This is a genomic window from Mesorhizobium qingshengii, from assembly GCF_900103325.1.
Lineage (GTDB): Bacteria > Pseudomonadota > Alphaproteobacteria > Rhizobiales > Rhizobiaceae > Mesorhizobium > Mesorhizobium qingshengii.
Genome location: NZ_FMXM01000023.1, coordinates 13,868 through 36,245 on the forward strand (window position 1 = coordinate 13,868; position 22,378 = coordinate 36,245).

At 64.3% G+C, this 22,378-nt stretch carries 23 protein-coding genes; 9 read left to right on the forward strand and 14 right to left on the reverse strand.

The genetic code is table 11. The features are described from left to right. The first annotated feature begins 57 nt into the window (after positions 1-57). On the forward strand, positions 58-1,272 hold the full coding sequence (locus BLS48_RS27825; RefSeq protein ID WP_091584847.1) for an FAD-dependent oxidoreductase: 1,215 nt from the start codon (positions 58-60) through the stop codon (positions 1,270-1,272). 265 nt (positions 1,273-1,537) lie between these two features. Here the strand turns inward: BLS48_RS27825 and BLS48_RS27830 are convergent, their stop codons facing one another. From BLS48_RS27830 to BLS48_RS27850, 5 genes are all read right to left on the reverse strand, one after another. Continuing rightward, complete coding sequence (locus BLS48_RS27830; protein ID WP_091584848.1) at positions 1,538-2,392, reverse strand: sugar phosphate isomerase/epimerase family protein; 855 nt, start codon at positions 2,390-2,392, stop codon at positions 1,538-1,540. A gap of 4 nt (positions 2,393-2,396) precedes the next feature. Next, positions 2,397-3,173 (reverse strand): ATP-binding cassette domain-containing protein, encoded by a 777-nt coding sequence (locus BLS48_RS27835; RefSeq protein ID WP_091584849.1) that lies wholly within the window; start codon positions 3,171-3,173, stop codon positions 2,397-2,399. Continuing rightward, positions 3,170-4,141 carry an ABC transporter permease gene (locus BLS48_RS27840; RefSeq protein WP_091584851.1) on the reverse strand — a complete coding sequence of 324 codons (972 nt, stop codon included), beginning with the start codon at positions 4,139-4,141 and terminating at the stop codon, positions 3,170-3,172. Before BLS48_RS27840 ends, BLS48_RS27835 begins: the two co-directional genes overlap by 4 nt. A gap of 133 nt (positions 4,142-4,274) precedes the next feature. Further along, the gene (locus BLS48_RS27845) at positions 4,275-5,264 is read right to left on the reverse strand and encodes a sugar ABC transporter substrate-binding protein (RefSeq protein ID WP_208604677.1); all 990 of its coding nucleotides are present in this window, start codon (positions 5,262-5,264) and stop codon (positions 4,275-4,277) included. Positions 5,265-5,344: 80 nt separating this feature from the next. Continuing rightward, complete coding sequence (locus BLS48_RS27850; protein ID WP_091584854.1) at positions 5,345-6,406, reverse strand: LacI family DNA-binding transcriptional regulator; 1,062 nt, start codon at positions 6,404-6,406, stop codon at positions 5,345-5,347. Positions 6,407-6,553: 147 nt separating this feature from the next. Here BLS48_RS27850 and BLS48_RS27855 point away from each other — a divergent pair, with 147 nt between their 5' ends. Continuing rightward, the gene (locus tag BLS48_RS27855) at positions 6,554-7,585 is read left to right on the forward strand and encodes a hydroxyacid dehydrogenase (RefSeq protein ID WP_091584856.1); all 1,032 of its coding nucleotides are present in this window, start codon (positions 6,554-6,556) and stop codon (positions 7,583-7,585) included. Positions 7,586-7,717: 132 nt separating this feature from the next. Then, positions 7,718-10,348: a patatin-like phospholipase family protein gene (locus BLS48_RS27860; protein ID WP_143019523.1), complete on the forward strand. Its 2,631-nt coding sequence runs from the start codon at positions 7,718-7,720 to the stop codon at positions 10,346-10,348. On the opposite strand, the gene map is transcribed toward BLS48_RS27860, so the two are convergent. Both map and BLS48_RS27870 read right to left on the reverse strand, forming a co-directional pair. Continuing rightward, the gene (map, locus tag BLS48_RS27865) at positions 10,345-11,118 is read right to left on the reverse strand and encodes a type I methionyl aminopeptidase (RefSeq protein WP_091584858.1); all 774 of its coding nucleotides are present in this window, start codon (positions 11,116-11,118) and stop codon (positions 10,345-10,347) included. The genes BLS48_RS27860 and map overlap by 4 nt on opposite strands. Continuing rightward, positions 11,115-11,327, reverse strand: coding sequence for a ParD-like family protein (locus tag BLS48_RS27870; protein WP_091584860.1), 213 nt, complete (start codon positions 11,325-11,327; stop codon positions 11,115-11,117). The genes map and BLS48_RS27870 overlap by 4 nt, the downstream gene beginning before the upstream one ends. Before the next feature lie 306 nt (positions 11,328-11,633). Between BLS48_RS27870 and BLS48_RS27875 the strand changes: the two genes are divergently transcribed. Beyond that, positions 11,634-11,939, forward strand: a complete 306-nt coding sequence (locus BLS48_RS27875) for a hypothetical protein (RefSeq protein ID WP_091584862.1) — start codon at positions 11,634-11,636, stop codon at positions 11,937-11,939. A 367-nt stretch (positions 11,940-12,306) separates the two neighbouring features. On the opposite strand, the gene BLS48_RS35220 is transcribed toward BLS48_RS27875, so the two are convergent. Further along, positions 12,307-12,396 (reverse strand): putative RiPP precursor, encoded by a 90-nt coding sequence (locus tag BLS48_RS35220; RefSeq protein ID WP_143019524.1) that lies wholly within the window; start codon positions 12,394-12,396, stop codon positions 12,307-12,309. Positions 12,397-13,048: 652 nt separating this feature from the next. Here BLS48_RS35220 and BLS48_RS27880 point away from each other — a divergent pair. Next, positions 13,049-15,091: an acyltransferase family protein gene (locus tag BLS48_RS27880; protein ID WP_091584864.1), complete on the forward strand. Its 2,043-nt coding sequence runs from the start codon at positions 13,049-13,051 to the stop codon at positions 15,089-15,091. Between the two features lie 17 nt (positions 15,092-15,108). Here BLS48_RS27880 and BLS48_RS27885 read toward each other — a convergent pair whose 3' ends face one another. From BLS48_RS27885 to BLS48_RS27900, 4 genes are all read right to left on the reverse strand, one after another. Further along, complete coding sequence (locus BLS48_RS27885; RefSeq protein ID WP_091584866.1) at positions 15,109-16,101, reverse strand: HNH endonuclease; 993 nt, start codon at positions 16,099-16,101, stop codon at positions 15,109-15,111. Between the two features lie 73 nt (positions 16,102-16,174). Then, on the reverse strand, positions 16,175-16,768 hold the full coding sequence (locus BLS48_RS27890) for a DUF6456 domain-containing protein (protein WP_091584868.1): 594 nt from the start codon (positions 16,766-16,768) through the stop codon (positions 16,175-16,177). 311 nt (positions 16,769-17,079) lie between these two features. Then, positions 17,080-17,397: a hypothetical protein gene (locus BLS48_RS35230; protein WP_143019526.1), complete on the reverse strand. Its 318-nt coding sequence runs from the start codon at positions 17,395-17,397 to the stop codon at positions 17,080-17,082. After that, positions 17,318-17,998, reverse strand: coding sequence for a YdaU family protein (locus BLS48_RS27900; RefSeq protein ID WP_091585028.1), 681 nt, complete (start codon positions 17,996-17,998; stop codon positions 17,318-17,320). The genes BLS48_RS35230 and BLS48_RS27900 overlap by 80 nt, the downstream gene beginning before the upstream one ends. A 92-nt stretch (positions 17,999-18,090) precedes the next feature. Between BLS48_RS27900 and BLS48_RS27905 the strand changes: the two genes are divergently transcribed. Together BLS48_RS27905 and BLS48_RS27910 are read left to right on the forward strand one after the other, a co-directional pair. After that, complete coding sequence (locus BLS48_RS27905) at positions 18,091-18,372, forward strand: DUF982 domain-containing protein (protein ID WP_091584872.1); 282 nt, start codon at positions 18,091-18,093, stop codon at positions 18,370-18,372. A gap of 105 nt (positions 18,373-18,477) precedes the next feature. Beyond that, positions 18,478-18,786, forward strand: coding sequence for a DUF982 domain-containing protein (locus BLS48_RS27910; RefSeq protein ID WP_091585031.1), 309 nt, complete (start codon positions 18,478-18,480; stop codon positions 18,784-18,786). 334 nt (positions 18,787-19,120) lie between these two features. On the opposite strand, the gene BLS48_RS27915 is transcribed toward BLS48_RS27910, so the two are convergent. After that, positions 19,121-19,792, reverse strand: coding sequence for a GcrA cell cycle regulator (locus BLS48_RS27915; protein WP_091584874.1), 672 nt, complete (start codon positions 19,790-19,792; stop codon positions 19,121-19,123). Positions 19,793-20,423: 631 nt separating this feature from the next. Here BLS48_RS27915 and BLS48_RS27925 point away from each other — a divergent pair. Further along, positions 20,424-21,119, forward strand: coding sequence for an XRE family transcriptional regulator (locus BLS48_RS27925; RefSeq protein WP_091584878.1), 696 nt, complete (start codon positions 20,424-20,426; stop codon positions 21,117-21,119). Between the two features lie 270 nt (positions 21,120-21,389). Here BLS48_RS27925 and BLS48_RS27930 read toward each other — a convergent pair whose 3' ends face one another. Beyond that, the gene (locus BLS48_RS27930) at positions 21,390-21,692 is read right to left on the reverse strand and encodes a hypothetical protein (protein WP_091584880.1); all 303 of its coding nucleotides are present in this window, start codon (positions 21,690-21,692) and stop codon (positions 21,390-21,392) included. 186 nt (positions 21,693-21,878) lie between these two features. Between BLS48_RS27930 and BLS48_RS27935 the strand changes: the two genes are divergently transcribed. Further along, the gene (locus BLS48_RS27935) at positions 21,879-22,247 is read left to right on the forward strand and encodes a hypothetical protein (protein ID WP_091584882.1); all 369 of its coding nucleotides are present in this window, start codon (positions 21,879-21,881) and stop codon (positions 22,245-22,247) included. The last annotated feature ends 131 nt before the right edge of the window (positions 22,248-22,378 follow it).

The window sequence follows — 22,378 nt, forward strand, 5'->3', positions numbered from 1 at the left end:
GTTGCTTGAGGTTGATCGAGGCAGAGAGATACTCGGGACAAGGCCCGGAGAAGCATGATGAGCAGCCAGAAAGACCCTGAAAGACCTGCTGGAGACGCCGAGCCGACGACGGTCGACGTGGCGATTGTCGGCGCCGGACTGGCCGGCACGACCTTGGCCACGCTGCTGGGCAGAGACGGGCGCAAGGTCGCGTTGATCGATCCGCACCACACCCATCCCGACGAGTTCAGGGCCGAGAAGCTTGGCACGGGCCAGGGGCGCCTGTTCGAGAAGCTGGGCCTGGACTCGATCGTCCTGCCTCTGATGACGCCGATGGACGACATCCATGTCTTTCGCCTTGGCCAGTTGTTCGCCCGCGAACGGCGCGTGGAATACGGATTTTCCTACGGCGCGCTGATCAACGGCCTGCGCGCCGCCTTGCCGCCCCAGGTGCCGGTCACCGTGGCCAAGGTCACCGAGATTACCACCGGGCCGGACAAGCAGCGGCTTGTCCTGAACACTGGCGCCATCATCGAGGCGCGGCTGCTTGTGGTGGCCACCGGCCACAGCGAGGCGGTGCGGCGCGCCATCGGCGTGCGCCGCATCGAGGAGTCCAAGGGCCATTCGCTGTCGATCGGATTCGATCTTGCGATCACGCCGAGCGAATGCGGCTTTCAGGCCGTCACCTGTTTCTCCAGCCGACCCGAAGACCGTATGGCCTATATCAGCGTGTTTCCCATCGGCGGTGTCATGCGTGCGAACATGTTCGGCTATCGCCAGGCGAACGAGCCTTGGACCAGGGCGTTCCGCAAGGATCCGCAGAAAATGCTTTGCGAAATGATGCCGGAAATCGCGGCGCAGTGCGGCAACTTCAAGGTTAGCGGGCCAGTCGAGATCAGGCCGATCGATCTGACGCGGACGGAAGGGCATCGCCGTGACGGGGTTGTCTTCATCGGCGACGCCTTCTGCACGACATGTCCAACGCCGGGCGTCGGCATCACTCGGGTGATGGCCGATGTCGATCAGCTCTATTCGGTTCACATTCCGCGCTGGCTCGAAACCCCGGGCATGGCGGCTGACAAGATCTGCGCCTTCTATGACGACCCGGTCAAGGTGGCCACCGATGAGGACGGTATGCGTGTGAGCTACTACGCCAGGTCGATCACCACGGGCACCGGACTCGAATGGCGCATGCGCCGCCTGCGCAACAACACCGCGCGCCAGCTGATGATCATCGGCCGCAAGATACGGCATTTCGGCCAGCGGCCGGCGGCCGTGGCCAAAATGCAATAGGGCGCGATCAACCGATCGCGCCCTTGTGCTTTCGCCTCACCGGGCGAACCCGTCAGACGTTCAACCGCTCAGGGCGGCGGCGTTGGAGCTGACGACGGCCCAACCTGGGCCGTGACGACCGAAAGCCTGTCCCGCTTCTGCAAAGTTGGCTTCTCATATTTCTTCAATGGATATACCCTCCTCGCTGGATACCGGGCCAGAAGAGCCAATTTGGTGCCATGTGTCAATTGTGCCACGGACGGCTGCCACAGCTTAAAAGGCACCCTCACCCCAGCGTCAGCCCGGCCTTCCTCGCTTCCGCCCGCAGGAACGGCAGGCCGACGCCGATGACGTCGTCGGGATTGTCGGCTACCGGCCTCCACACGGCGAGCCCGCCGGCGATGTCGGCATCGACATGGTTCATGCTTTCGAGCGTGATTGCGCCGCTGTAGCCGATGCCGGCGATCGCCTTCATGCAGGCCGCCCAGTTGAGCATGCCGCGCCCCGGCACGCCGCGATTGGCTTCCGAGACATGGACATAGCCGAGATAGGGCGCGGCGGCCTTGAAGCCGGCCTCGAAGCTCTCTTCCTCGATATGCATGTGATAGGTGTCGAGATGGATGAAGATGTTGTCGGCGCCGACGCGCTCGATGATTTTGGCAGCGTCTACGCCGCGATTGATCAGATGCGTCTCGTAGCGGTTGCAGGGCTCGATGCCGAGCTTCAGCCCATGCGCCTTGGCGGCCTTGGCCGCGCGCGCCAGGAAGCTACACATGCCGTCGATTTCATCAGCTGTCGGCGCGCGGCCCGAGGTCTTGCCGATCGTGCCATAGGTGACGCCGCCGAGTGCCGCACTGCCGACAGCCTCGCAGACGCCGAAGGCCGGCCCGAGAAAGGCCAGCGCCTCGTCCGGCCGCGCCACCACATCGAGTGAGGCAGGCAGGCCAAGCGACGGAATAAGCTCGATATTCCAGCGTTCGGCGAAAGCGCGCGTGCGCCTGGTGTCGACCTCCTCGGGGCGCAGCAGCGGGATTTCCAGGAGGCCGATGCCGAGCCCCTTCAGCCGCTCCATCTGCGGCTCGATCAGGTCGAGGTCCCAGACCGGCGCGATGGCGAAAGTGTGCAGTCCAAAGGTATTCATCGGTTCAGCCTCTCTGTTCGTGCGCCGCCGCGGCGCTGGTGTCGCCGCCGCCGACGATGCGGCTGACGACTTCATTCATGTTGGTTTTCGCGGTGACCAGATTGGCCTCGGCGCGGCCATGGCGCAGCACGACGATGCGGTCGGTGACCGCCAGCACGTCGTTCAACCGGTGCGAGATCAGGATGACGGCGATGCCTTCCGACTTCAGCCGGCGGATGAGGTCGAGCACGCTCTGCACCTCGCGCACGGCAAGCGCCGCCGTCGGCTCGTCCATGATGACCAGCCTGGGGTTGAAGGTCAGCGCCCGCGCGATCGCCACCGTCTGCTGCTGGCCGCCCGAGAACGAGCCGACCGAGCGGTTGATCGACGGCAGGTGCGCGCCCAGCCGCTCGATCATCTTGCCCGCCTGGCGGTCCATCTCGGCCTTGTCGACAAAGCCTGGAATGAGCCCGAACAGCTTCTTCGTCGGCTCGCGGCCGAGGAAGATGTTGGCGGCCACGTCCTGCTGCCTGGCCAGCGACAGGTCCTGGTAGATCATCTCGATGCCGAGTTCGCGCCGCTGGCCGGGGTCGAGCGGCAGGATGTCCTTGCCGCCGAGTTCGATCGAGCCGGCGTCCGCCCGGTAGATGCCGGTGATGGTCTTCATCAATGTCGACTTGCCGGCGCCGTTGTCGCCGACGAGGCCGAGCACTTCGCCGGCCTCGACCGAGAGGTCGACGCCATGCAGCACGTCGACCGCACCAAAACTCTTGCGGATGCCGTTGAGGACAAGGAGGGTCATACGCGTGACTCCTTGCGCACCTGGTACTGGTCGATGAAGACCGCCAGGATCAGCACCGCGCCGATCGCCATCTGCTGGTAGTAGGATTGCACCGCGAGCAGCGTCAGCCCGTTCTGCAGCACGCCCATGATCAGCGCGCCGATCATGGTGCCGAGGATCGAGGCGCGGCCGCCGAACAGATTGGTGCCGCCGATGATCGCCGCGGTGATCGCGGTCAGCTCGTAGTTGATGCCGGCGGTCGGGTCGCCGGCGTTGACGCGGGCGGTGAACAAGAGGCCGGCAAGGCCGGCGAGCGCCCCCGACAGCGTGTAGATGATGCGGCGATGGTGCTCGACGCGGATGCCGGCGGCGCGCGCCGCGCCCTCGCTGTCGCCGAGCGCCAGCGTGTGGCGGCCAAAGCGCGTATAGGCGAGCAGGCAGTGCGCGACGACGGCCGTCAGCACCAGCAGGATGACCGGCATCGGAATGCCGAAGGGGCGGCCCTGGCCGATATAGACGATTGCGGGCGGCAGGCCGTAGATCGCCCTGCCCTGCGAGATGACCAGTGCCAAGCCGCGCGCCAGGCCGAGCATGCCGAGCGTGACGATGAAGGCCGGCACGAAGGCGCGGGTGACCAGTTGGCCGTTGATGTAGCCGGCAAGCCCGCCGGCGATGATGCAGGCGCAGACCGCGAGCACCGAGGGCCAGCCAAGATTGACCGCCACGAAGGCGCCGGCGACGCCGGCCAGCCCCATCACCGAGCCGAGCGACAGGTCAAGCCCGCCCGAGCCGATGACGAAGGTGGCGGCGATGGCCAGCACGCCGATCGTCGATGTGGCCAGCAGGATGTTGAGGAAATTGCTGAGCGACAGGAAGTAGGGCGACAGCACCGCCATGACGGCGCTAAGCGCCACCAGCACCAGCAGCGATTCCAGGCGAATGTGGAGCCGCTCGACGGATGCGCGCTGCACCCGGGACCAGAATGACATTTGGTTGCACCTTTTATGAGGGCAGTAGGCAGTGGGGATTAGGCAGTAGGGGTAGAAGGTCGATCGAGATCAGCTCCAAGGGCGGAACATGCCTGGTTCCCCTACTGCCTACTGCCTACTGCCTATTCCCTTCCTACTTCACATATTCGAGCATCGGCTCCTTGCCGGCGTCGAGCACGTCCTTGGTCAGCACCAGGGTCGGCACGGCGATGCTGTCCTCGACCTTTTCGCCGGCCAGCGCCTTCTTGACGTTTTCGACCGCTTGCTTGCCGACGAGGTAGGGCAGCTGCGCGACGGAGGCGTTGAGGCGGCCGTCCTTGATCGACTTCACCGCATCCGAATTGCCGTCGACGCCGATGATCGTCACCTGCGGACCCTTGCCGGCGGCGTAGACGGATTCGACCGCGCCGAGCGCCATGCCGTCATTGGCGCAGAAGATGGCGACGAGGTCGGGATGCGCCGTCAGCGTGTCGGTAGCGATCGAGGCCGCCTTGCCGCGGTCCCAGTCGCCCGGCAGCGAGGCGACGATTTCCAGCCCCGGCGCCAGCTCCTTGAGCTTGTCGGCAAAGCCCTTGGCGCGCTTCTCGCCGGTGATGTTGCCGGACAGGCCCTCGATCACCAGCACCGGACCCTTGGCGTCCTTGCCGAGCTTGGAGACGAGATAGTCCGCGCCTTGCGCGCCGGCCGCGCCATTGTCGGAGCCGATGTGGAAGGTGACCTTGATGCCTTCCTTGTCGAGCACCGCCTGGTCGAGATTGTTGTCGAGGTCGACGATCTTGATGCCGGCGTCCTGCGCCGCCTTCAGGCACGGCAGCAGGTTTGTCGAGTTGATGGCGGCGGTGATCATCGCCGCCGGCTTGCGCTCCAGCATGGTGTTGCACAAATTGAGCTGCGGCTCGGCCGCCTGGTCGCTTTCGGCCGCTTGCTGGAAGTATTTCACGCCGGCTTCCTTGGCGCCGGCCTCGACGCCCTGGGCCATCGCGCCCCAGAACGGATTGGCCAGCGTCTTCATCAGCACGCCATATTCGCCATCCTCGGCCTTGGCCATGGAGATGGCCGAGAACGCGATCGCCGCGCCCAAAGCCAAAGTAAATCGATTTATCTTCAGAGCGAACGGTTTCATTTTGGTTTCCTCCGGTTGATGTCACGTGCCGCGAGCCGAGGCCAGGCGCGGCGTTTGCCTTCCGTCTTCGACAATGGGGGCTATTGTCGGTTTCCTCCCCCGGAATGCGGGACGTTGCCTGGCGAGCCAACGGATTCCCGCATCAAAACCTTGCAAGGTTCGAGCCGCGCGATCGGCGGCCCCTCCTCGCCTTCAATCCTGGCAAACAGCGCCTCCATCGCGTGGCCGGCGATCTGGCGCACCGGCTGCACCACGGCGGCGATGGCCGGCCATGTCACCTGCATCCATTCGGCATCGTCGAAGCCGACCAGCGAGATATCGTCGGGGCAGTGCCAGCCGCGCCGGCGGAATTCGGACAGCGCCACCAGCGTGCCCTTGAGGAACAGCGAATAGACCGCCGTCGGGCGTTCGCCTTTTGCAAAGTAGTCGCGCAACTGGGCCCTGAGCGGTTCGACATCGGTTTCGGCAAGCACGACATCGATGCGGACGTCCGGCGCCAGTTTGAGCGCGGTCGAGCGAAAACCGTCGAGGCGGGCGCGCACCGTGGCCGCCTGTTCGCCAAGCCCGATGACCAGGATGTGGCGGTGGCCCTTGCCGATCAGCTCGCGCGCCACTTCGGCGCTGGCGGAAGCACTGTCGGCCGACACGGTGTCGAAGGCATCGTCCGACAGCACGCGGTCGATCAGCACGCCGGTCATGCCATTGGCCTTCATGAACGCGGCCGCCGGGCCATGCTCGTTGCGCACCGGCGCCAGCACCACGCCGGCCACCCGCCAGTCATGCATGCGGGCGAGGATCTCCGTTTCGCGCGCTTCGGATTCGCGGCTGGATGCGGCCACCAGCGTGAAGCCGCGCTGCTCGGCCAGGCTCTCGAGCTGGCTGACCATCTGGCCGAAGAACTCGCTTTCGAATTCCGGCATGATGGCTCCGATGATCCGCCGCTTGGCCCGCCGCATGTCGGAGGCCAGCGGATCGACACGGTAGCCGAGATGCTCGACGGCATCGAAGACGCGCTGCGCGTTTTCTGGCTTCACCGTGGTGACGCCCGCCATGACCTTGGAGACGGTGGCGGCGGACACGCCGGCGCGGCTTGCCACGTCGTGGATCGACGGACGCCGCTGCTGGGCTTGCCGATGCGCCATTGCTCCTCCTCCCGAGGCGCGGATATCAGCATTCTCTATCCGCCGCCAAAATGAGTAAATCGATTTTTCGCGGTTGTAAATCGTTTAATCGGAGGTATTTTATCCATCGAGAGAGGCGCCAGCGGATCGCGCCCGGGAGGAATTGCCATGTCAAACAGCGCCTTGCCGCTGGTCATCAGCGCACCGGAACCACGCACGCTCGATCTCATCTTCACGCCGGACCAGCTGGCGCGCTTCAGGGCGAAGTACCGCATCGTCGAGACGACGCCCGATGGCGTGGCCAAGCTGCCGGCCGACGTGCTGGGCGAAGCCCGCTACATTGTCGGCCAGCCGCCGATCGCGCCCGAGACGCTGGCAAACATGAAGGCGCTGCGCTGCGTCTTCAACGTCGAGACCAACCTCCTCAACAACATGCCCTATGAAACGCTGTTTTCGCGCGGCATCCATGTCGTCACCACCGGCCTGGTGTTCGCCGAGCCGGTGGCCGAACTTGGCCTCGCCATGGCGCTCAACCTCGCCCGCAACATCGTCGACGCCGATCTCGCCTTTCGCCAGGGCAAGGAGTTGTGGGGCGGCGACGGCAACCAGACAGCCCGCCTCTTGTCCGGCGCCGATGTCGGCATCATCGGCTTCGGTGATCTCGGCCGCGCGCTGAACCGGCTGCTGACGGGCTTCCGCACCCGCACAAAGGTCTTCGATCCCTGGCTGCCGCCGTCGATCCTCATCGACAATAGCGTCGAGCCGGCCTCGCTCGACGAGGTGCTGTCGACCAGCGACTTCATTTTCGTCGTCGCCTCGGTCACCTCTGAGAACCAGGGCTTTCTCGGCACTGAGGCCTTCGCCAGCATGCGCAAGGGCGCCGCCTTCATCCTGCTCAGCCGCGCCGGCGTCGTCGACTTCCCGGCCCTGATGGCGGCGGTGAAAAGTGGCCACATCGTCGCCGCCAGCGACGTCTTCCCGGAAGAGCCGCTGGCGCAGGACCACCCGGTGCGTGCCCTGCCCGGCTTCCTGCGCTCTGCCCACCGCGCCGGCGCCCTCGACATCGCCTTCAAGCGGATGGGCGACATGGTGCTGGAGGACATGGACCTGATCGACCGCGGCCTGCCGCCGCTGCGCTCCAAGCGCGCCGAACGCGAGACGGTGTCGCGCATGCGTTCCAAGCCGGTCGACAAGAACTAGGCAATCCGACAAGGCAGATAAGGCCATCCCGCCCGCGCCCATGGACATGGCCGGCGGGACGCGCTTTAGTGACGCAAGGATATCTCCCTACAATACAGACAGCGTGCGGTTCCCAAATAACGGAGATCGAGCGTGCTCCTGAATTTTGTTGATGTCTTTCGTCGCGAACTGAGCGTCATCAATTTCCGTCGCGACGCCATACGCAACGGCATGGTGGCCGAACGCAGGTCGCAGGCCGCAAGCAAGGCCGCTCGCCATTTTGTTGTCGATCGCGGCGACGCGGCCCTCGACGACACAAAATCCGACCCACAGCGCGGCACGGTCCGGACGGAAAAAACCAGCAACCTTACCGGGATAGCCCTGTCGGGCGGGGGCATGCGCTCCGCCTCGTACGGCCTCGGCGTCTTGCAGGCGCTGGCGTCTCTGTCGCCGGCGGGCAGTCCGCGCCCGCTCGATGCCGTCGACTATCTCTCCACGGTCTCGGGCGGTGGCTATATCGGCACCTCGGTCGTGGCCGGGATGATGCAGGACAATCGCTCATTCCCTTTCGAAAGCCGGCTCGACGAAGCGGAAACGCCGGAAACACAGCATCTGCGCGACTTCTCCAATTTCCTGGCGCCGGCGGGCGCCCCGGACTATCTGGTGACCATCGCGCTGGTGATACGCGGCCTGCTGGTCAATGCCTTGATCGTTCTGCCGGCCTTGTTGCTGCTTGCCGCACTCACCATCCTGATCAATCCAACCGTATCGGACCTGATGACGCCCGGCATTTTCGGCTTTTCGGCCTCGAAATTGTCGATGCTCGGCGCAACCATGAAGCACTTTGCGTATACGATGGTTCTTGCCGCGCTGGCGGCATTGCTGATGTTCGGCAGCGCCCTCTACACGTCGCTTGCGTTTCGCAGGGACACGCTGAAGAGCCGCGAAGTTCTCGGCCGTGCCCTGGGCGCGCTGGTTGCGCTGGTGCTCGCCTCGGCCATCATCGAGATCCAGCCCCTGGTCCTTTCCGGGATGCTTGCGAACGCCAACGACAAACAGATCACCTCGGCCAGGGAAGTCATCGTCCTGGCGCAGCCCTTTCAGGATTTGCTCGCGGCTTTCGCGAGCATTCTGCCCTCGCTCGCCACGGTGCTGGTCCCGACGGTGGCGGTGCTGATTTCCGTCGCGCAGAAACTGGCCAAACTCGCGGAGGCGTCGCTCGGCGATGTGACCTGGAGTGCGGCGATGAAGAAAAACAGCAGCCGATTTGTCCTGTACCTTGCCGCCGTGATCGTGCCGTTCATGCTGTGGGTAGCATACATATACCTGAGTTACTGGGCGATCCGGAAAGGCGACGAGTGGTGCGGCGTGGAAACCCCGCGCTGGCTGAAAGCGATCACGCAATGCGAGGGGGATTGGTATGCCCATTGGCAGATATGGCCGCTTTCCCGACTTGGTCCGATCGGCGCAACATATCTGGGCGTCGCCTTGGCTCTCTCGGCTGTCTGCCTGTTGATCGGGCCGAATTCGAACTCTCTCCACAGGCTCTATCGCGACCGCCTCAGCCGTGCCTTTCTGATGCAGAGGAAGACCATAGGCAAGAAACCGTCGGAAGCGGTCGACACCTGGAAATTCTCCTCGTTGAAGCCATTCGACAAGAAAGCCGGAAGCTGGAAGGAGGGCGCAGCCTTCTCGCCCTATCTCCTGTCGAACGCCGCCATAAATCTCGAGGGTTCGAAGGACCTCAACAAGCGTGGGCGCAACGCCGACAATTTCATTTTCAGCCCGCTCCATGTCGGCAGCCAGTCGACCGGCTATGTCCGGTCGACTGATATGGAGCGCGTGGTGCCCGACCTCAGCCTCGCCACGGCAATGGCGACTTCGGGCGCGGCGGCGTCCGCCAACATGGGACGGCAGACCGTCAAGATCCTGACATTCAGCCTCTCGCTCCTGAACATCCGCCTCGGCTACTGGCTGGCCAATCCTATGCGGATCCAGGCGTTCAAGAGCTGGGTGAACCGATGGGTCGCGAATGTCGGCACATGGTATTTCGCGGCGGAGACAACCGGCCTTCTGAGCGAGAACATGCTCAACGTGTACCTGACCGATGGCGGCCACATCGAGAACCTCGGCATCTACGAGTTGCTGCGCCGCCGCTGCAAGGTCATCCTGGCGGTCGACGCCGAGGCTGATCCGGCCCTGACCTTTCCATCGCTGGTCAATCTGGAGGTCATGGCACGCATCGATCTCGGTGTGAGAATTGACCTGGGATGGCAAGCGATCCAGGCCAATTCACTCGGCATCACGCCAGGCGCTCCCTATGGGCCTGGCGGCCCGCCCGGCCGGCATGGCCCGCATGCCGCCATAGGCATCATAAAATATGACGACGACGAAACTGGCGTCCTGATCTATATAAAATCGTCATTGAGCGGCGATGAGAACGACTACATCCTCGACTACTTCAAGCGACATCCAACCTTTCCGCACGAAACGACCGTCGACCAGTTCTTCACCGAGGAACAGTTCGAGGCCTATCGTGCCCTGGGGTTCCACGCGGCACGCGGACTTCTGACCGGCGCCGACAATTTTGGGAAGCCCGCGGCGGCCCCGGCAGGCTGGGGCAGCCAGGTTGCCGAAGCCCTCGCCTTGCTCAATGTGCCAGCATCAATGGCGGCGGCGATCGTGGCTCATATCCAGGTTCAACCAGATCAGACCACCCAAGCGGCGCCTCCTCGCGCTGCCGTTGGCTCAACCAGCCGCCGCCACCGCCGAGAGCCAATTTAATTGGGTCCTGGGCCTGGTTCGTCAGGCCGCAGCGTCAGCACCGACACGCCGGAAGCTGTAACGGCAACGGTGTGCTCGAACTGTGCGGAAAGCGATCCGTCTCTCGTCACCACAGTCCAGCCGTCAGCCTCGGTTCTGACACTCCGTCGGCCTCGATTGAGCATCGGCTCGATCGTGAAAACCATGCCCTCCCGCAGCGCGAGGCCAGTTCCCGGCTTGCCGAAGTGCAAAACCTGCGGTTCCTCATGCATCTCCCGGCCGATGCCGTGACCGCAATATTCACGCACCACGGAATAGCCATTTCGCTTGGCATGTCGTTCGATCGCCCAGCCGATGTCTCCGAGCCGCGCGCCCGGGCGAACCGTCCGGATGCCCATCCACATGGCTTCGTAGGCGGTCTGGACCAGCCTCTTGGCGGCTGGATTCACCCGACCAACGAGATAGGTCTTGCTGGAATCCGCGATATAGCCGCTCTTCTCGAGCGTGATGTCGAAATTGACGATGTCGCCATCCCGAAGCACGTTCGATTGCGATGGAACGCCGTGGCAGACCACATTGTTCACCGAGGAATTCAACACGAAACCATAGCCATATTGGCCCTTGCTTGCCGGCCGGGCCTGGAGATCACGGACGATGAATTGCTCGACCATCTCATTGACCTGAAGTGTCGATAGACCGGCGAGCGAGGTTCGATCCAGCAGCCCGAATACGGACGCCAGCAACCGGCCGGATTCGGCCAGCAACGCCAGTTCCCGGGGCTGCTTCGTCATGCTTCGCTCACCACCAGTGGTAGAGCCGAAAAGCCCGCGGAACTAAGCTCGCGCTCGATGATCTCAGTGAAACTGAGCGTCGGATTGGTCTCGCACAGCATGCCGAGCTTGATCCAATAGGCGGCCTGCGCATTGATCGAACGAAACGATACTTTGCTCGCTCTGCGCAGCTGATCGTGCAAATCATCGTCTATGTTCACGATACCCATCGGATTTCCTCATACGATTCGTATATGTATCGTATACATGCCGTATATGAGAAAGCCAAGGGTGGGCAGCGTCGGAAGCGGCTCAGGTCAAGAGCGCCGCTGACAGCGGGTCCACAGGAAGTGCGACGCCACCGAGCAGCGTATCATGGCCGCCGTTACCGCAAGCCGAAAGCAGCAAGCAGTTCTCGAATATATTTCGCCATAAATTCCCGTTTTCGTACAAAAAACCGGGAACTTTCGTCCAGACCTGCCGTTTTCCACAAGATCGTTGCTTCGACGATCCTGAGGCAATAGGAGGATTATGCCATGAATATCAAGATGATCTGCTTTGGCGCCATGGCGCTTTCGATGGTTGCTGGCTCGGCCCTCGCCGCCGGCACTACCGGCACATCCGCGCTCGACGACCCGGCCAAGATGCAGCCCTTCTATACGGACTCCAGCATGAAGAAGATGGTCAGCAGTGACGACTTCGTGAAGGCCTGGAAGGCGATGTCACCTGAAGATCAGAAAATGGTCATGGCGGCCTGCGACGACGAGGCCAAGAACGCGAATGCCGCCAACAGCCATCCGGAGTTCTGCAGCAGCGTGAAGGCAAACGGCGGCAGCAAGTAGGTACAGCTGTCAGGCGGTATCTTCGTCCGCTGCCAACCAGACGGCGCGACGCCGCATAAACCAACCTCGCCGCCCTCAGCGTGGCGGCGGGGGCTGGCGTTTATGTCTCGAATTGAGAGATCTTCAGTCGCTCAGCCAGCCCGTGATCCAGGACCGCTGTTATACGTCCTTTGAGACCACGGCGGCCACGACGGTCGAAAGCTTCTGGCGCTTCACAAGCACCGGCTTTTGGTAAGTCTTTTTCATGTGATGTCCCCTGCAGGCCCGATAAGCACGCCAGAAGGCACTCCCAGGACGATCTTGTCAACCCGCGGTGACACCGGGCGACGCCCCCTCGGGAGCGCCCCACCAGAACCGCGAAGGCTCGTTACCCGAGCTGGGAACTCGCCGGAACAGCCGTCACAGCGGACAGCTTTTCGCGTTTGTCGAGGGTCGGCTTTTCATAGATCTTCTTCATCGAATGTCCCCAATCCCATGGTCTGGCGCCAGATGCGGCGCGGATCCGGATTCTGTCAAGGCGGAGCCGAAAGCCGCAATGGATCGCGGCGGCGGCGCAACGATACGATCATTGGTCGTCACCACGTCGCGATGCAAGCAGGCGTCGTCGAAAACGGCTCGGTCAGAAGGGACCGGAAGCCACAAACGAGACGACGCTGGACAGCTTTTCGCGCTTTGTGAGCGTCGGCTTTTCGTAAGTCTTCTTCATCGATTCCCCCAGATCAACAGTGCTTCGCGCTCCAGCCGTAACGAGGCTTAGGTCGGGGCCGATACAGCAGCGCCAGCGACCACCTTCGACAGCTGCTCGCGCTTTTCCAGAACCGGTTTCTCGTAGATCTTCTTCATGGATATCCCCAATGCCCAGAATTTGCCTGGCGGCAGGTCGCAGCAGACGTCACCGCTTGTCAAGTCGTGGCCAATAAAATGCTTTCTGGAACGTCACGCAAGCGGCTGGATTTCCAGCGATCTCTCGTCGCCAGCCAGCCTGCTGCCCGGCTCATTTCCGTCGCCTTCCCTTTTTCGCCATGTTGCAATGCGAAGGGTTTGCTGCATTGCAATATCAGTCTGCCGGCCGCCGCTGGCGACGGGCGGGCTTGTACGAAGGAGCCGTCATGGCAGCATCGTTCCGGCCGGACATACAGGGGTTGCGCGCGCTCGCCGTCGGCGGCGTCGTGGCCTATCATTTCGGCCTCACCGCGCTGCCCGGTGGTTTTGCCGGCGTCGATATCTTCTTCGTCATCTCCGGCTGGCTGATCACCACCCACCTCATGCAGGAGATCGGCGACACTGGCCGGCTCGACCTCTGGCGCTTCTATGCCAGGCGGGCGCGGCGGCTTCTGCCGGCAGCGCTGTTCGTCATCCTGGCCACGCTTGCATCAGGCTATTTCATCCTGGCGCCGCAGGAACAGGCGCTCTATTCGCGCGGCGCCATGTTCGCCTCCGCCTACGCCATCAACCTGTGGCTGCTGCGCTGGTCGTTCGACTATTTCGCCACGGACGCCACCAGCAACCCCTTCATCCACTTCTGGTCGCTGTCGGTGGAGGAGCAGTTCTACCTGGCCTGGCCGGCGCTGCTTCTGCTCGCCGCCTGGCTGCGGCCGGGCCGGCGAACGACTGTCGCGGTGATCGGCGTTGCCGGCCTCGCCTCCTTCGCCGCCTGCCTGTGGCTGAGCAGCGCGGCACCGGCCTGGGCCTTCTATTTCTCGCCGCTGCGCGCCTGGGAGTTCGCCGCCGGCGGCCTGGCGACGCTGGTGCCGGCGGCCCTTCTCCGGCACCGCCCGTGGCTGCGGGCTGCACTTGGTTGGTTCGGCCTGGCGCTGATCGCGGCGGCCTATCTCCTGTTGAGCGAGGACCTGCCCTTTCCCGGCTGGTACGCGCTGCTGCCGGTTGCCGGCACGGTGCTGGTGCTGCTCAGCGGCGCCGGCGAGCAGGCCAGTGGGCAGAGCATGCAGGCCCCCGGCCCGGCCGCCGCTCTGTCGCTGCCGCCTTTGCAATGGATCGGCACGCTCTCCTATTCGCTCTATCTCTGGCACTGGCCGGTCATCGTCTATGCGCGGATGCTGGTGCCGGATCTCACCAGCCTGGAGCGCCTTGGCTGCGGCCTGCTGGCGCTGGCGCTGTCGGTGCTGACCTACCACCTGATCGAGAACCCGGCGCGTCGCGGCGCCTGGCTGACGGCGCGCGCCCGGGCGCCCGATCCTGACGCAATGCCCCAGGGAAAGCGCTACGCGCTTTTCCCGGGAAAACCGCTCCGCACTTTTCCTGGAATTGCTCTCATCCCCGCTTTGGCGCTGACCTGTGTGGGCGTCGCGGTGGCCTATGCCAACGCCCATTTCGCCACGCGCAACATCGACCAAGCGCAGCGCGGCATCGAGCAGGCGGCCGAACAGCCCTCCACCGCGCGCGCCACCGACAAAAACTGCCTGCTCGACTTCCACACGGTGACGCCCAAGCCTTGCGTGTTCGGCGCGACGGATGCCGCCCACACCATCGTGCTGTTCGGCGATTCGCATGCCGACCACTGGTCGACGCCGCTGGTCGAGGCGGCGAAGCGCAACGACACCAAGGTTGTCACCTATCTTAAATCGTCCTGCCGCGCCTCGCGGCTTTCCACCTTCAACGCCGTGCTGAAGCGCGACTACACCGAATGCGACGCCTGGCGCGAACAGGCGATAGCAGACATCATCCGCAGCAAGCCGCGCCTGGTGGTGATCTCGGAATTCTCCATCGGCAATTTGACCCGCGAGATGTCCGCGGCCGGCCGCGCCGCCGAGACCGCGCGCTGGCAGACCGGCCTGCGCTCGACCCTGCAGGCCTTCAGCCGGGCCGGCGTCGAGACGGCGGTGATCCGCGACACGCCGATCAACGACAGCTTCGCCGACACTTGCGTTGCCCGCGCGCTGTGGCAGCGCGAGACCCCGTCGCGCTGCGACACGCCAAGGGCCGACGCCGCCAATGACAAGGCCGCCGCCGCCGAGCGCGCCGTGGTGGCAAGCGTGCCCGACACGCTCTATGTCGACCTAACCAACCGCTTCTGCGGCCCGAATTCCTGCCACGTCGTCATCGGCGGCAAACTCGCCTTCCGCGACAGGCACCATCTGGCGACGGCGTTCGCGGAGACGCTGGAGGGGCCGATCGAAAGGGCGCTGTTTTAGGATGGGTGGGTTCTTCCTTATCCCACGAACACATCTGCGCGATGTTGAGCAAGGTAACTTTGTTGTGGCTGGGTGAAGGCCTCAGTGCGCCAGACGACGGGAGCTTCGGAAAAGCCGAAGCTCTGCATTACTAATTGCTCGAATCCGAGGCGCCGCAAATCTGCTTTGTCGACGCGCGGAGAGATGAGTACCTCGCCGCCATCTTCAAAACTGATGAACCCGCGATCAAACAAATGATCGGCGTCTGGCGTGAGAAGCAGGCCATTCATGCCATCAAGGCGCTCTTGCGCAGACGTGCATAGGCGCCAGGGTTTGATGTGGCTCGCGATCAAGAGCGCGGAATTGGTAACGCCAGTAAGTCGGCAAGAGTGCTCGATAGTTTCAACATTCGCACGAAATTTTCCCTGGCCGCGACGCGCTTGAATCACGCTTTTCTTAACGGTGTCCTCAAGGGTGAGATCTTCCTTGATCCGGCGCTCGACTGCGTTCTCGAGCAGTTCATTGACCACTTCAAAGGTCAGGCTGTTGGCACCACCACGCGCCAGAGCGGCGCCGTCAAAGGCCGCGCCATCGACGATCGTTTGAAACACCTCAGGCGAGACACTTGCTAAGTAGGCCTTTTGATTGCCTGATCCGGAGCTGGGGTTAATTGGCGAGTACTTAGCAGGCAAATGCGGCCCCAACACATCTATCAACGCCTTCGGGCGCACAGGCGGCACAAGCGGTGTCCAGAATACTGGGAGAAGCCAACCCTCCTGGTTCCAGTAAGATCCAGTCTCCTTAAATTCGGCGGGCTTAGGAGCCGTAAATGCGAACTCAGCCACCCGGCCAACATAGCGTATGGCTTGATCGAAGAACGACATGACTAGATCGCCAGGTGCCGCGCGGCGCATGTTGTTATAGAACACGCTGCGCGCGCCGTTGCTTTCAGTCTTTGGAGACCAGAGATACTGCCCATCAATCTCTTGGCGGGCTGTTTGATTATGATTGACCCACCAAAACTGCGGCATCGAGATGATAAGCTAGAGGCAATTGTCGACCACTTTCTAGGCTAGGCAGCCGATCTGTTCAAGGCGCTTCCCCTCACCGCCCCATCATCATCCCATAATGCACCGCCAGCAAATCCAGCCCGACTTTCAACAGCTTCGTCACCACGTCCCTGCCCTCCCCCGTCTGCTCGGCCAGGCTCTTGATCGAGCCGCCGGCGCAGCAGACTTGCTGCACCACGGCGGCCACCTCCCAGTGGCATAGCGCCCTTGTGGCGGCCGCGTGCGCGCGGCCGGCGTCGAGCACGCTGTCGGCGATGCCGCCGCCCTGGCGGCCGCCGTCGACGCGTTCGGTCCAGCGCATCGGTTTCACGCTGGCCTGCTGGCTGCACTGGAAATCCTCGCGGTAGCGCTGGCCGGCCTCGCGCTGCTGGCGCGACAGCGAGGTGATACCGATGAGCGGGTCGACATTGCGCACCCGCACGATGCCGCCGGTGGCGGTGAAGCCGTCATTCGACACCTCGTAGACGCGGCTTGCCTCCTGCGTGCCGGTGGCCAGCCGCTTGCGGCCGAAGGCGTCGGCCTTCAGCGCGAAATCATGGCCGATCTCGCGGCGGATGCGCACCTGCTCGGCCTCGCCCTTGGGCAGCTTCGGCGCCTGGGGTTTTGCGGGTCTGGTTTTCTTGGCCATGGGGGCTCCTTGGTTTTTTGGGGGTAGTTGGGAGTTCGGAGATTCTGGGTTCAGGTGATCGGCGCCTCACGCGACGTTCCGATCACGTCAGGTTGGCGCCGCCCCTCATCGCCCTGCCGGGCACTTCTCCCCGTATAGAGACGGGGAGAAGGACGCCTTCACTGCCGGTTTCGCCAATCGCCAGCGCTGGAGAAGATGAGCGAAGCCTGCGGGCTGCTCCCTTCTCCCCGTCTCTATACGGGGAGAAGGTGCCGGCAGGCGGATGAGGGGCGGCGCCGACCGAACAGGCAGCCCAGCGGATGCGCACATCCTTACGCAGCCCCCCTCCTTCCCGTCGGTTGCGCCAGCATGCCTGCCGCCCTCCTTGCCAGCAGCTCGCGGATGGCGCGGCGTTCGCGCAGTTCGATGCAGAGCTGCGCGCTGGAGGGGCAGAACTGCGCGTTGCCGGTCTTCACCTCGCCGCGCATGAAGCGCTGGATGGCGGACTGCAGGTCGACAAGCTCGGCCTCCTGCACGGCGCTGAGATAGCCGCGCATCTGCATGTCGACGTCAGTCAGCGCGGATTGCGGGAAGCATGAGAACATCGCGGCCAGCGCCTTCGTCGCCTGCTGCAATTCGGCTGCGGTCATGGTTGCGGATCTCCTCGATGATGGCGTTGGCGGCGTCGGTATGGGTTTTCGGCTGATGCCAGCCGGCCGGCTTTTTCGGCCTGGCGGTGCGCGGGGAGAAACGCCGCGCGTCTTCTTGCGTCCGGCCCGCAAATCCCTGCGCGTTTTCGGGGGAAAAGGCGTCGGCCTTTTCCCGGGAAAAAGCGGCAGCTTTTTCACTCTGGTTTCTGGACTCTGGAAGATGCCGCGGCAACGCGCCGGCATTTGCCGCCGCATGCGCCTTTGTTTTCAAGGCGGTGGCGGCGCCGCCGCGTGCGCCGGCGGCGGCCCTCGCCTCGCTTTTGCCCCGGGCCTTGTGCAGCTCCTTGGTCAGCCGCCCGTGGCCGATCTCGCCGCCCTCGCGCTCGAAAAAGGTCAACAGGTCGGCGCTGAGCGCGCGCCATTTCTTCAGCGACAGGCGCGCCACCCGCGCCAGCTTGGCATCGTCGTCGGGCAGCCGGCCGCCGGCGTTCCACATCGCCATCAGCAGCAGCATGTAGGCGCCGATCTGCTCGGTGGAGAGCTGCAACGTGTCGCCGACGAAATCGGAGACGTAGAGCTGCATGAAGGGGCGCTCGCTCATGCCGCCGCCGCGCCCGTATTCAAGCCACGCCTGATGGAACCAGCGGCGGGTTTCGACGTTTTGTCGCGTCGATGACAAGGGGAGGTTTGCCGATGACGGCCTTCATGCCGGTTACGCTGCGATTTTGCGACAACAAAACCATGCTGGTCGGCTCGGTGGCCGACGCCGCGACGGCGCTCCGGCACCAATGGCCGGACAAGACCGCGCCGCGCTACGTCGAGGCGGCCCGGCTGGTTGCCCTGGCCGTGGACGGCACCTGCACCCAGCGCATCGCCTTCGACGCCTTCCTCGAGGCGGCCAGGCAGCAGGGCATACTGGTTGCCAAGCCGCGAAGCCGGGCGCATGATTGGTTCGACGCCGCCGCCGGTCCGTGACGCCGGCGAGGATGTGATGCAACCGCCTGCCGGCCTTGCGCGTTTATCAGCGCGGGCTTGAATGCCGAGCGCAAGGCCAGAGCGAAGGTGAACGCCGTGGGTACGATGAAGACCGGGGTGCCGCTTAAAGTGCGGATGGAGGGTGAGGTGGAAGAGATCGACAGCGTCAGCGACGCCGCCGATTTCCTGCAGCGCTGGCCGATCGAGCGGCGCGGCCACATATACCGCAGCGCGCTCAATGCCTGCAGTGCGGCCATCGCCGCGCAGATTTCCGAGTCCGACGCCATGAAAGTGTTCACCGGCTTTGCCCGGGTCAGCGGCATCCTGGTTGCCGAAAGCGGCCCGGCGATGACGCTCGAGGCAAGGACCGTGCAAAGCCGCATGCCCAAGCAAGGCCGCCACATCCCGAAATAAGGCTGCGGGGCTTTCGTCTCGATCCTGCTTCATCTGAAATCCTCGCGACCGCTCGTCCGCGTGTGCCTGCCATGTCAGCGCCGCCCCTCATCCGCCTGCCGGCACGTGGACGGGAGAAGAATTAAGATCCGGCGCTGACGCCCCCCTCTCCCCGTCCCTATACGGGGGTCCGGAGGACGGGCGAGACCCGTGGCTCGCCCCGGAACGGGTAAGGGTGAGGGGCAGCGCCAACGCTTCGGTAAGTGGCGACCGAACTTTCAACTCTGCTACGTCAGTGCCGCCCCTCATCCGCCTGCCGGCACCTTCTCCCCGTAGTGACGGGGAGAAGGGATGCTCACCCCGGCGCCGCCTCGAAAACGCGGCGGCGGAAGCGCGCCTGGTGGTAGTCGCAATAGCTTTTCAGCGCCCTGGTGCGCATGCCGCAGCACAACATGTCGGCACCTGGCCGGCCGCCCGGCGCATCGTTTTCAGGGTCCTCTTCCAGCGTCAGATCCAGCGGCGCGCGGCAGCGGCCGAACAGGCAGTCGATGAAGCGCATCGCCACGCCATGCGGCTGGCGGCCGATGGCGGTGCGCGGCGGCACCGGCACCTTCAGGCGATAGGCCTCGCCGTCGGCCACCAGCACGCCGACCTCGCGCGCATACAGGCGCGGCGGCAGCCAGGCCGGCGGCGGGTCGCGCCTCGGCCGGGCGACACCCTTGGGGGTACCGGCGACCTTGGCGGCATGCCCGACCTTGCCGGCAGCCGCCTTGCCCTTGGCAGGCGTTCCGGCCCCTCGCTTGCTTGCGGCTCGATCGCCCGCGCCCGGCTTGGGGCCGGCCGGCCTGCCATTGGCAAAGCCGATCGCGCCCAACATGGCGTTGCGGTGCACGATGCCGATGATGGCGTTGCGCGACACGCGCGCGCCGCGCAGTGCGCTGAACGCGGCCGCGATCTTCGAGGCGGACAGCCCCTCCTTCAGCCAGCGGGCGATCTCCTGCAATTCCGCGTCGCTATAGCTTGCCATCTCCAGGCTCCGTCCAAGGTTCCGCCTCCGGCCGCGCGTGAGAGCGCGCGCCGTCAGGCAAGCGTCAGGGGATCGGCCCCGAGTGTCGGGAACTGCGATCAGGGTTTGTGTGGTTAGAGGGCCGGCTTCTCGCCTGCGTCAGCCGGGGCGGATCGATTGCCTGGCGGCGAAGCGCGAAAGCCGCGCTTCGGCCGTAGGTCTGTCAGGCGCGGATACCGCCCTGCCCGTTGTCCGGTCGAACAGGACAACGGTGCCGTCCTGCGTGCGGATGCACGACCGGCCGGTTGGCCCAGAAGAACCCAGGCCGGCGCCATGCCGGCCGAATTGGGGGCCGGAGCCGCGGGGAGCGGCGGCTCCGGCCGTTCCGGTCGCCGGTGACGGGCGGACCGGACCCGAGGCTGGTGCTCTCAAGCATTGGGCCTCGGGCTTCGCCCCGGCCGGGGAGGAGGACGGCCGGGACGGAAGCAAATGGGTGACGGCCTTCGCCGCCGGATGCGCCTCGGATGAGGCCGGCGCCAGGGCGCCATCGAAGCTGGACAGGTTCTGCATGACCAGATATAAGCATAACTCAAAAATAGATGCAAGCCATTCTTTCATAGACGAGAGCCGCTTTCATCGCTCACATGGCGCCATGGCAAAGACTGAACTGTCGATCAAGGTCGGGGCGGCGATCCGCAAGGCGCGCAAGCAGCGCGGCCTGGTCATGCGCCACATCGCCGAGCACAACGACACCGATGTCGCCGCCGTCGGCAACTGGGAAACCGGCCGCAACCTGCCCAAGACCGAGAACCTGCTGAAGACAGCCGCCTTCCTGCGCGTCGACCCCGTCGCGCTTGGCAAAGGCGAGGTCGTCTTCCTCGACGAGGCCGGCCCGGTGGCCGACGCCGAAATCGTCACCGATGCCGCCCCCTTGCCTGCCGGATCAATGGATATCGAGGTGCTGGGGGCCGCGGTCGGCGGCGACGACGGCGACTTCACCTTCAACGGCGAGCCTGCCGGTTATGTCCAGCGCCCGCCGGGGGTTCGCAACCTGCCGAAAGTGTTTGCGTTGCATGTGCTCAGCGATTCCATGGTGCCGCGCTACGAACCCGGCGACCTGATCTATTGCGGCGGCCGCGACGCCGTGCCCGGCGACCATGTGGTCATCGAGACGTTTCCGGAAGAGAACGAACGCAACGGCAAGGCCTTCATCAAGAAGCTGGTCAAGCGCACCGCCGCCGAGCTGGTGGTCGAGCAGTACAATCCGCCCAAGACCCTGACCTTCAACCGCTACGCCATCAAACACGTCTGGCGCGTCATCCCGCTCAAGGAGTTGTTGGGGTATTGAGGGGGCTCTTTCCTTCCCCCTTTGTGGGGTGAGCAGCCGGTTCGCGAAGCGAATTCATCGTGCCGGTGGCACGATGAAAGGCCGGCGAACGCCGGGACGCTGCGAAGCAGCGGGGACCCGGCAGGTGGATCGGCCACCACTCGGCCCTTCGCAGGCTCAGGGCGTTCGAAGCTCGAAAAGCCAAGCAATTGGCTTTTCGTCCGCTACGCGGACCGCTTCTCACCCCACAGGGCGAGAAGGCAGAACCAGCGCCAGCGCTCGCCCGCCCTCTCAAGCCCGCTTCGATCCCTCCAGCGGCACCTCGCGGTCGTTCAGCATCCGCGCTTCGCTGCGCACCCGCTGGCGCTCGTCGATGAACGCCGCCTGGATCGACACCGCGGCGCCCGGCAGCCCGTCGGCGCGGCAGGCCGAGCAGACGATGCGGCCCGACAATGCGGCCAGCGGCGTGTTCCCCGTCACCCCGAACCGCTTCAGCTGATCGGGCCGCCACCACCTGTTGCGGCCGCAATCGGCGCACTCGACCGATATCGAGGCGACATGCGCTATCACCGGTTCCTTGCCTGGCAATGCCATCGCCCCTCCCTTGCCTTTTGTTCCTGATTTGTTCGCATATTCCTGCCTTTTTGCGCGAGAGTCGAGTCGCGCTTTTCAAACTTCTCCAAAAGTTTTTCTTCTACAAAAATTTGAGTTATGCTTATATATACTCACAAATGTGAGTCGGAGGGAGAACCGCCCGCCGCATCAGTTCCGGGAGCGACGATGCACGCCCTTGCCGCCGATTTCGCCCGCGCCTGCGGTTACACCGGCGACAGCCCTGCTTTGCTCGAAGCCTTCGAGGCGATCCGCCGCAACGGGATCGAGCGTGCCCGCCACGATCACATGAGCCGCAAGGCCGTCATCGACGAGCTGAAGCAGTCGGAAGCACTGTTCTTGGCCTCGATCGGCCCGGCCCTGTCGGCGGAAGAAGCCATCGAGGACGCCACCCGCTTCATCGCCTGCTGGCGCAACATGCCGCGCTGGCGCCAGGAGCGGCGCCTGGCCGACCTCATCAGGGCCAGGCAGCAACGCCTCGTGGCGCGCTTCTTTCGTCGATACGGCCACCGGCTCTGGGCAAGGGAGGCGGCGTGAGCCACAGCGAGTCTGGGAGGCGCCAGCGTTGGCATCGCCTTCTCCCCTTGTGGGAGAAGGTGGTTCGGCGCGCTAGCGCCGAGACGGATGAGGGGTACTGGAAGAAATGAGGCGTCGGTAATTCTGCTCTG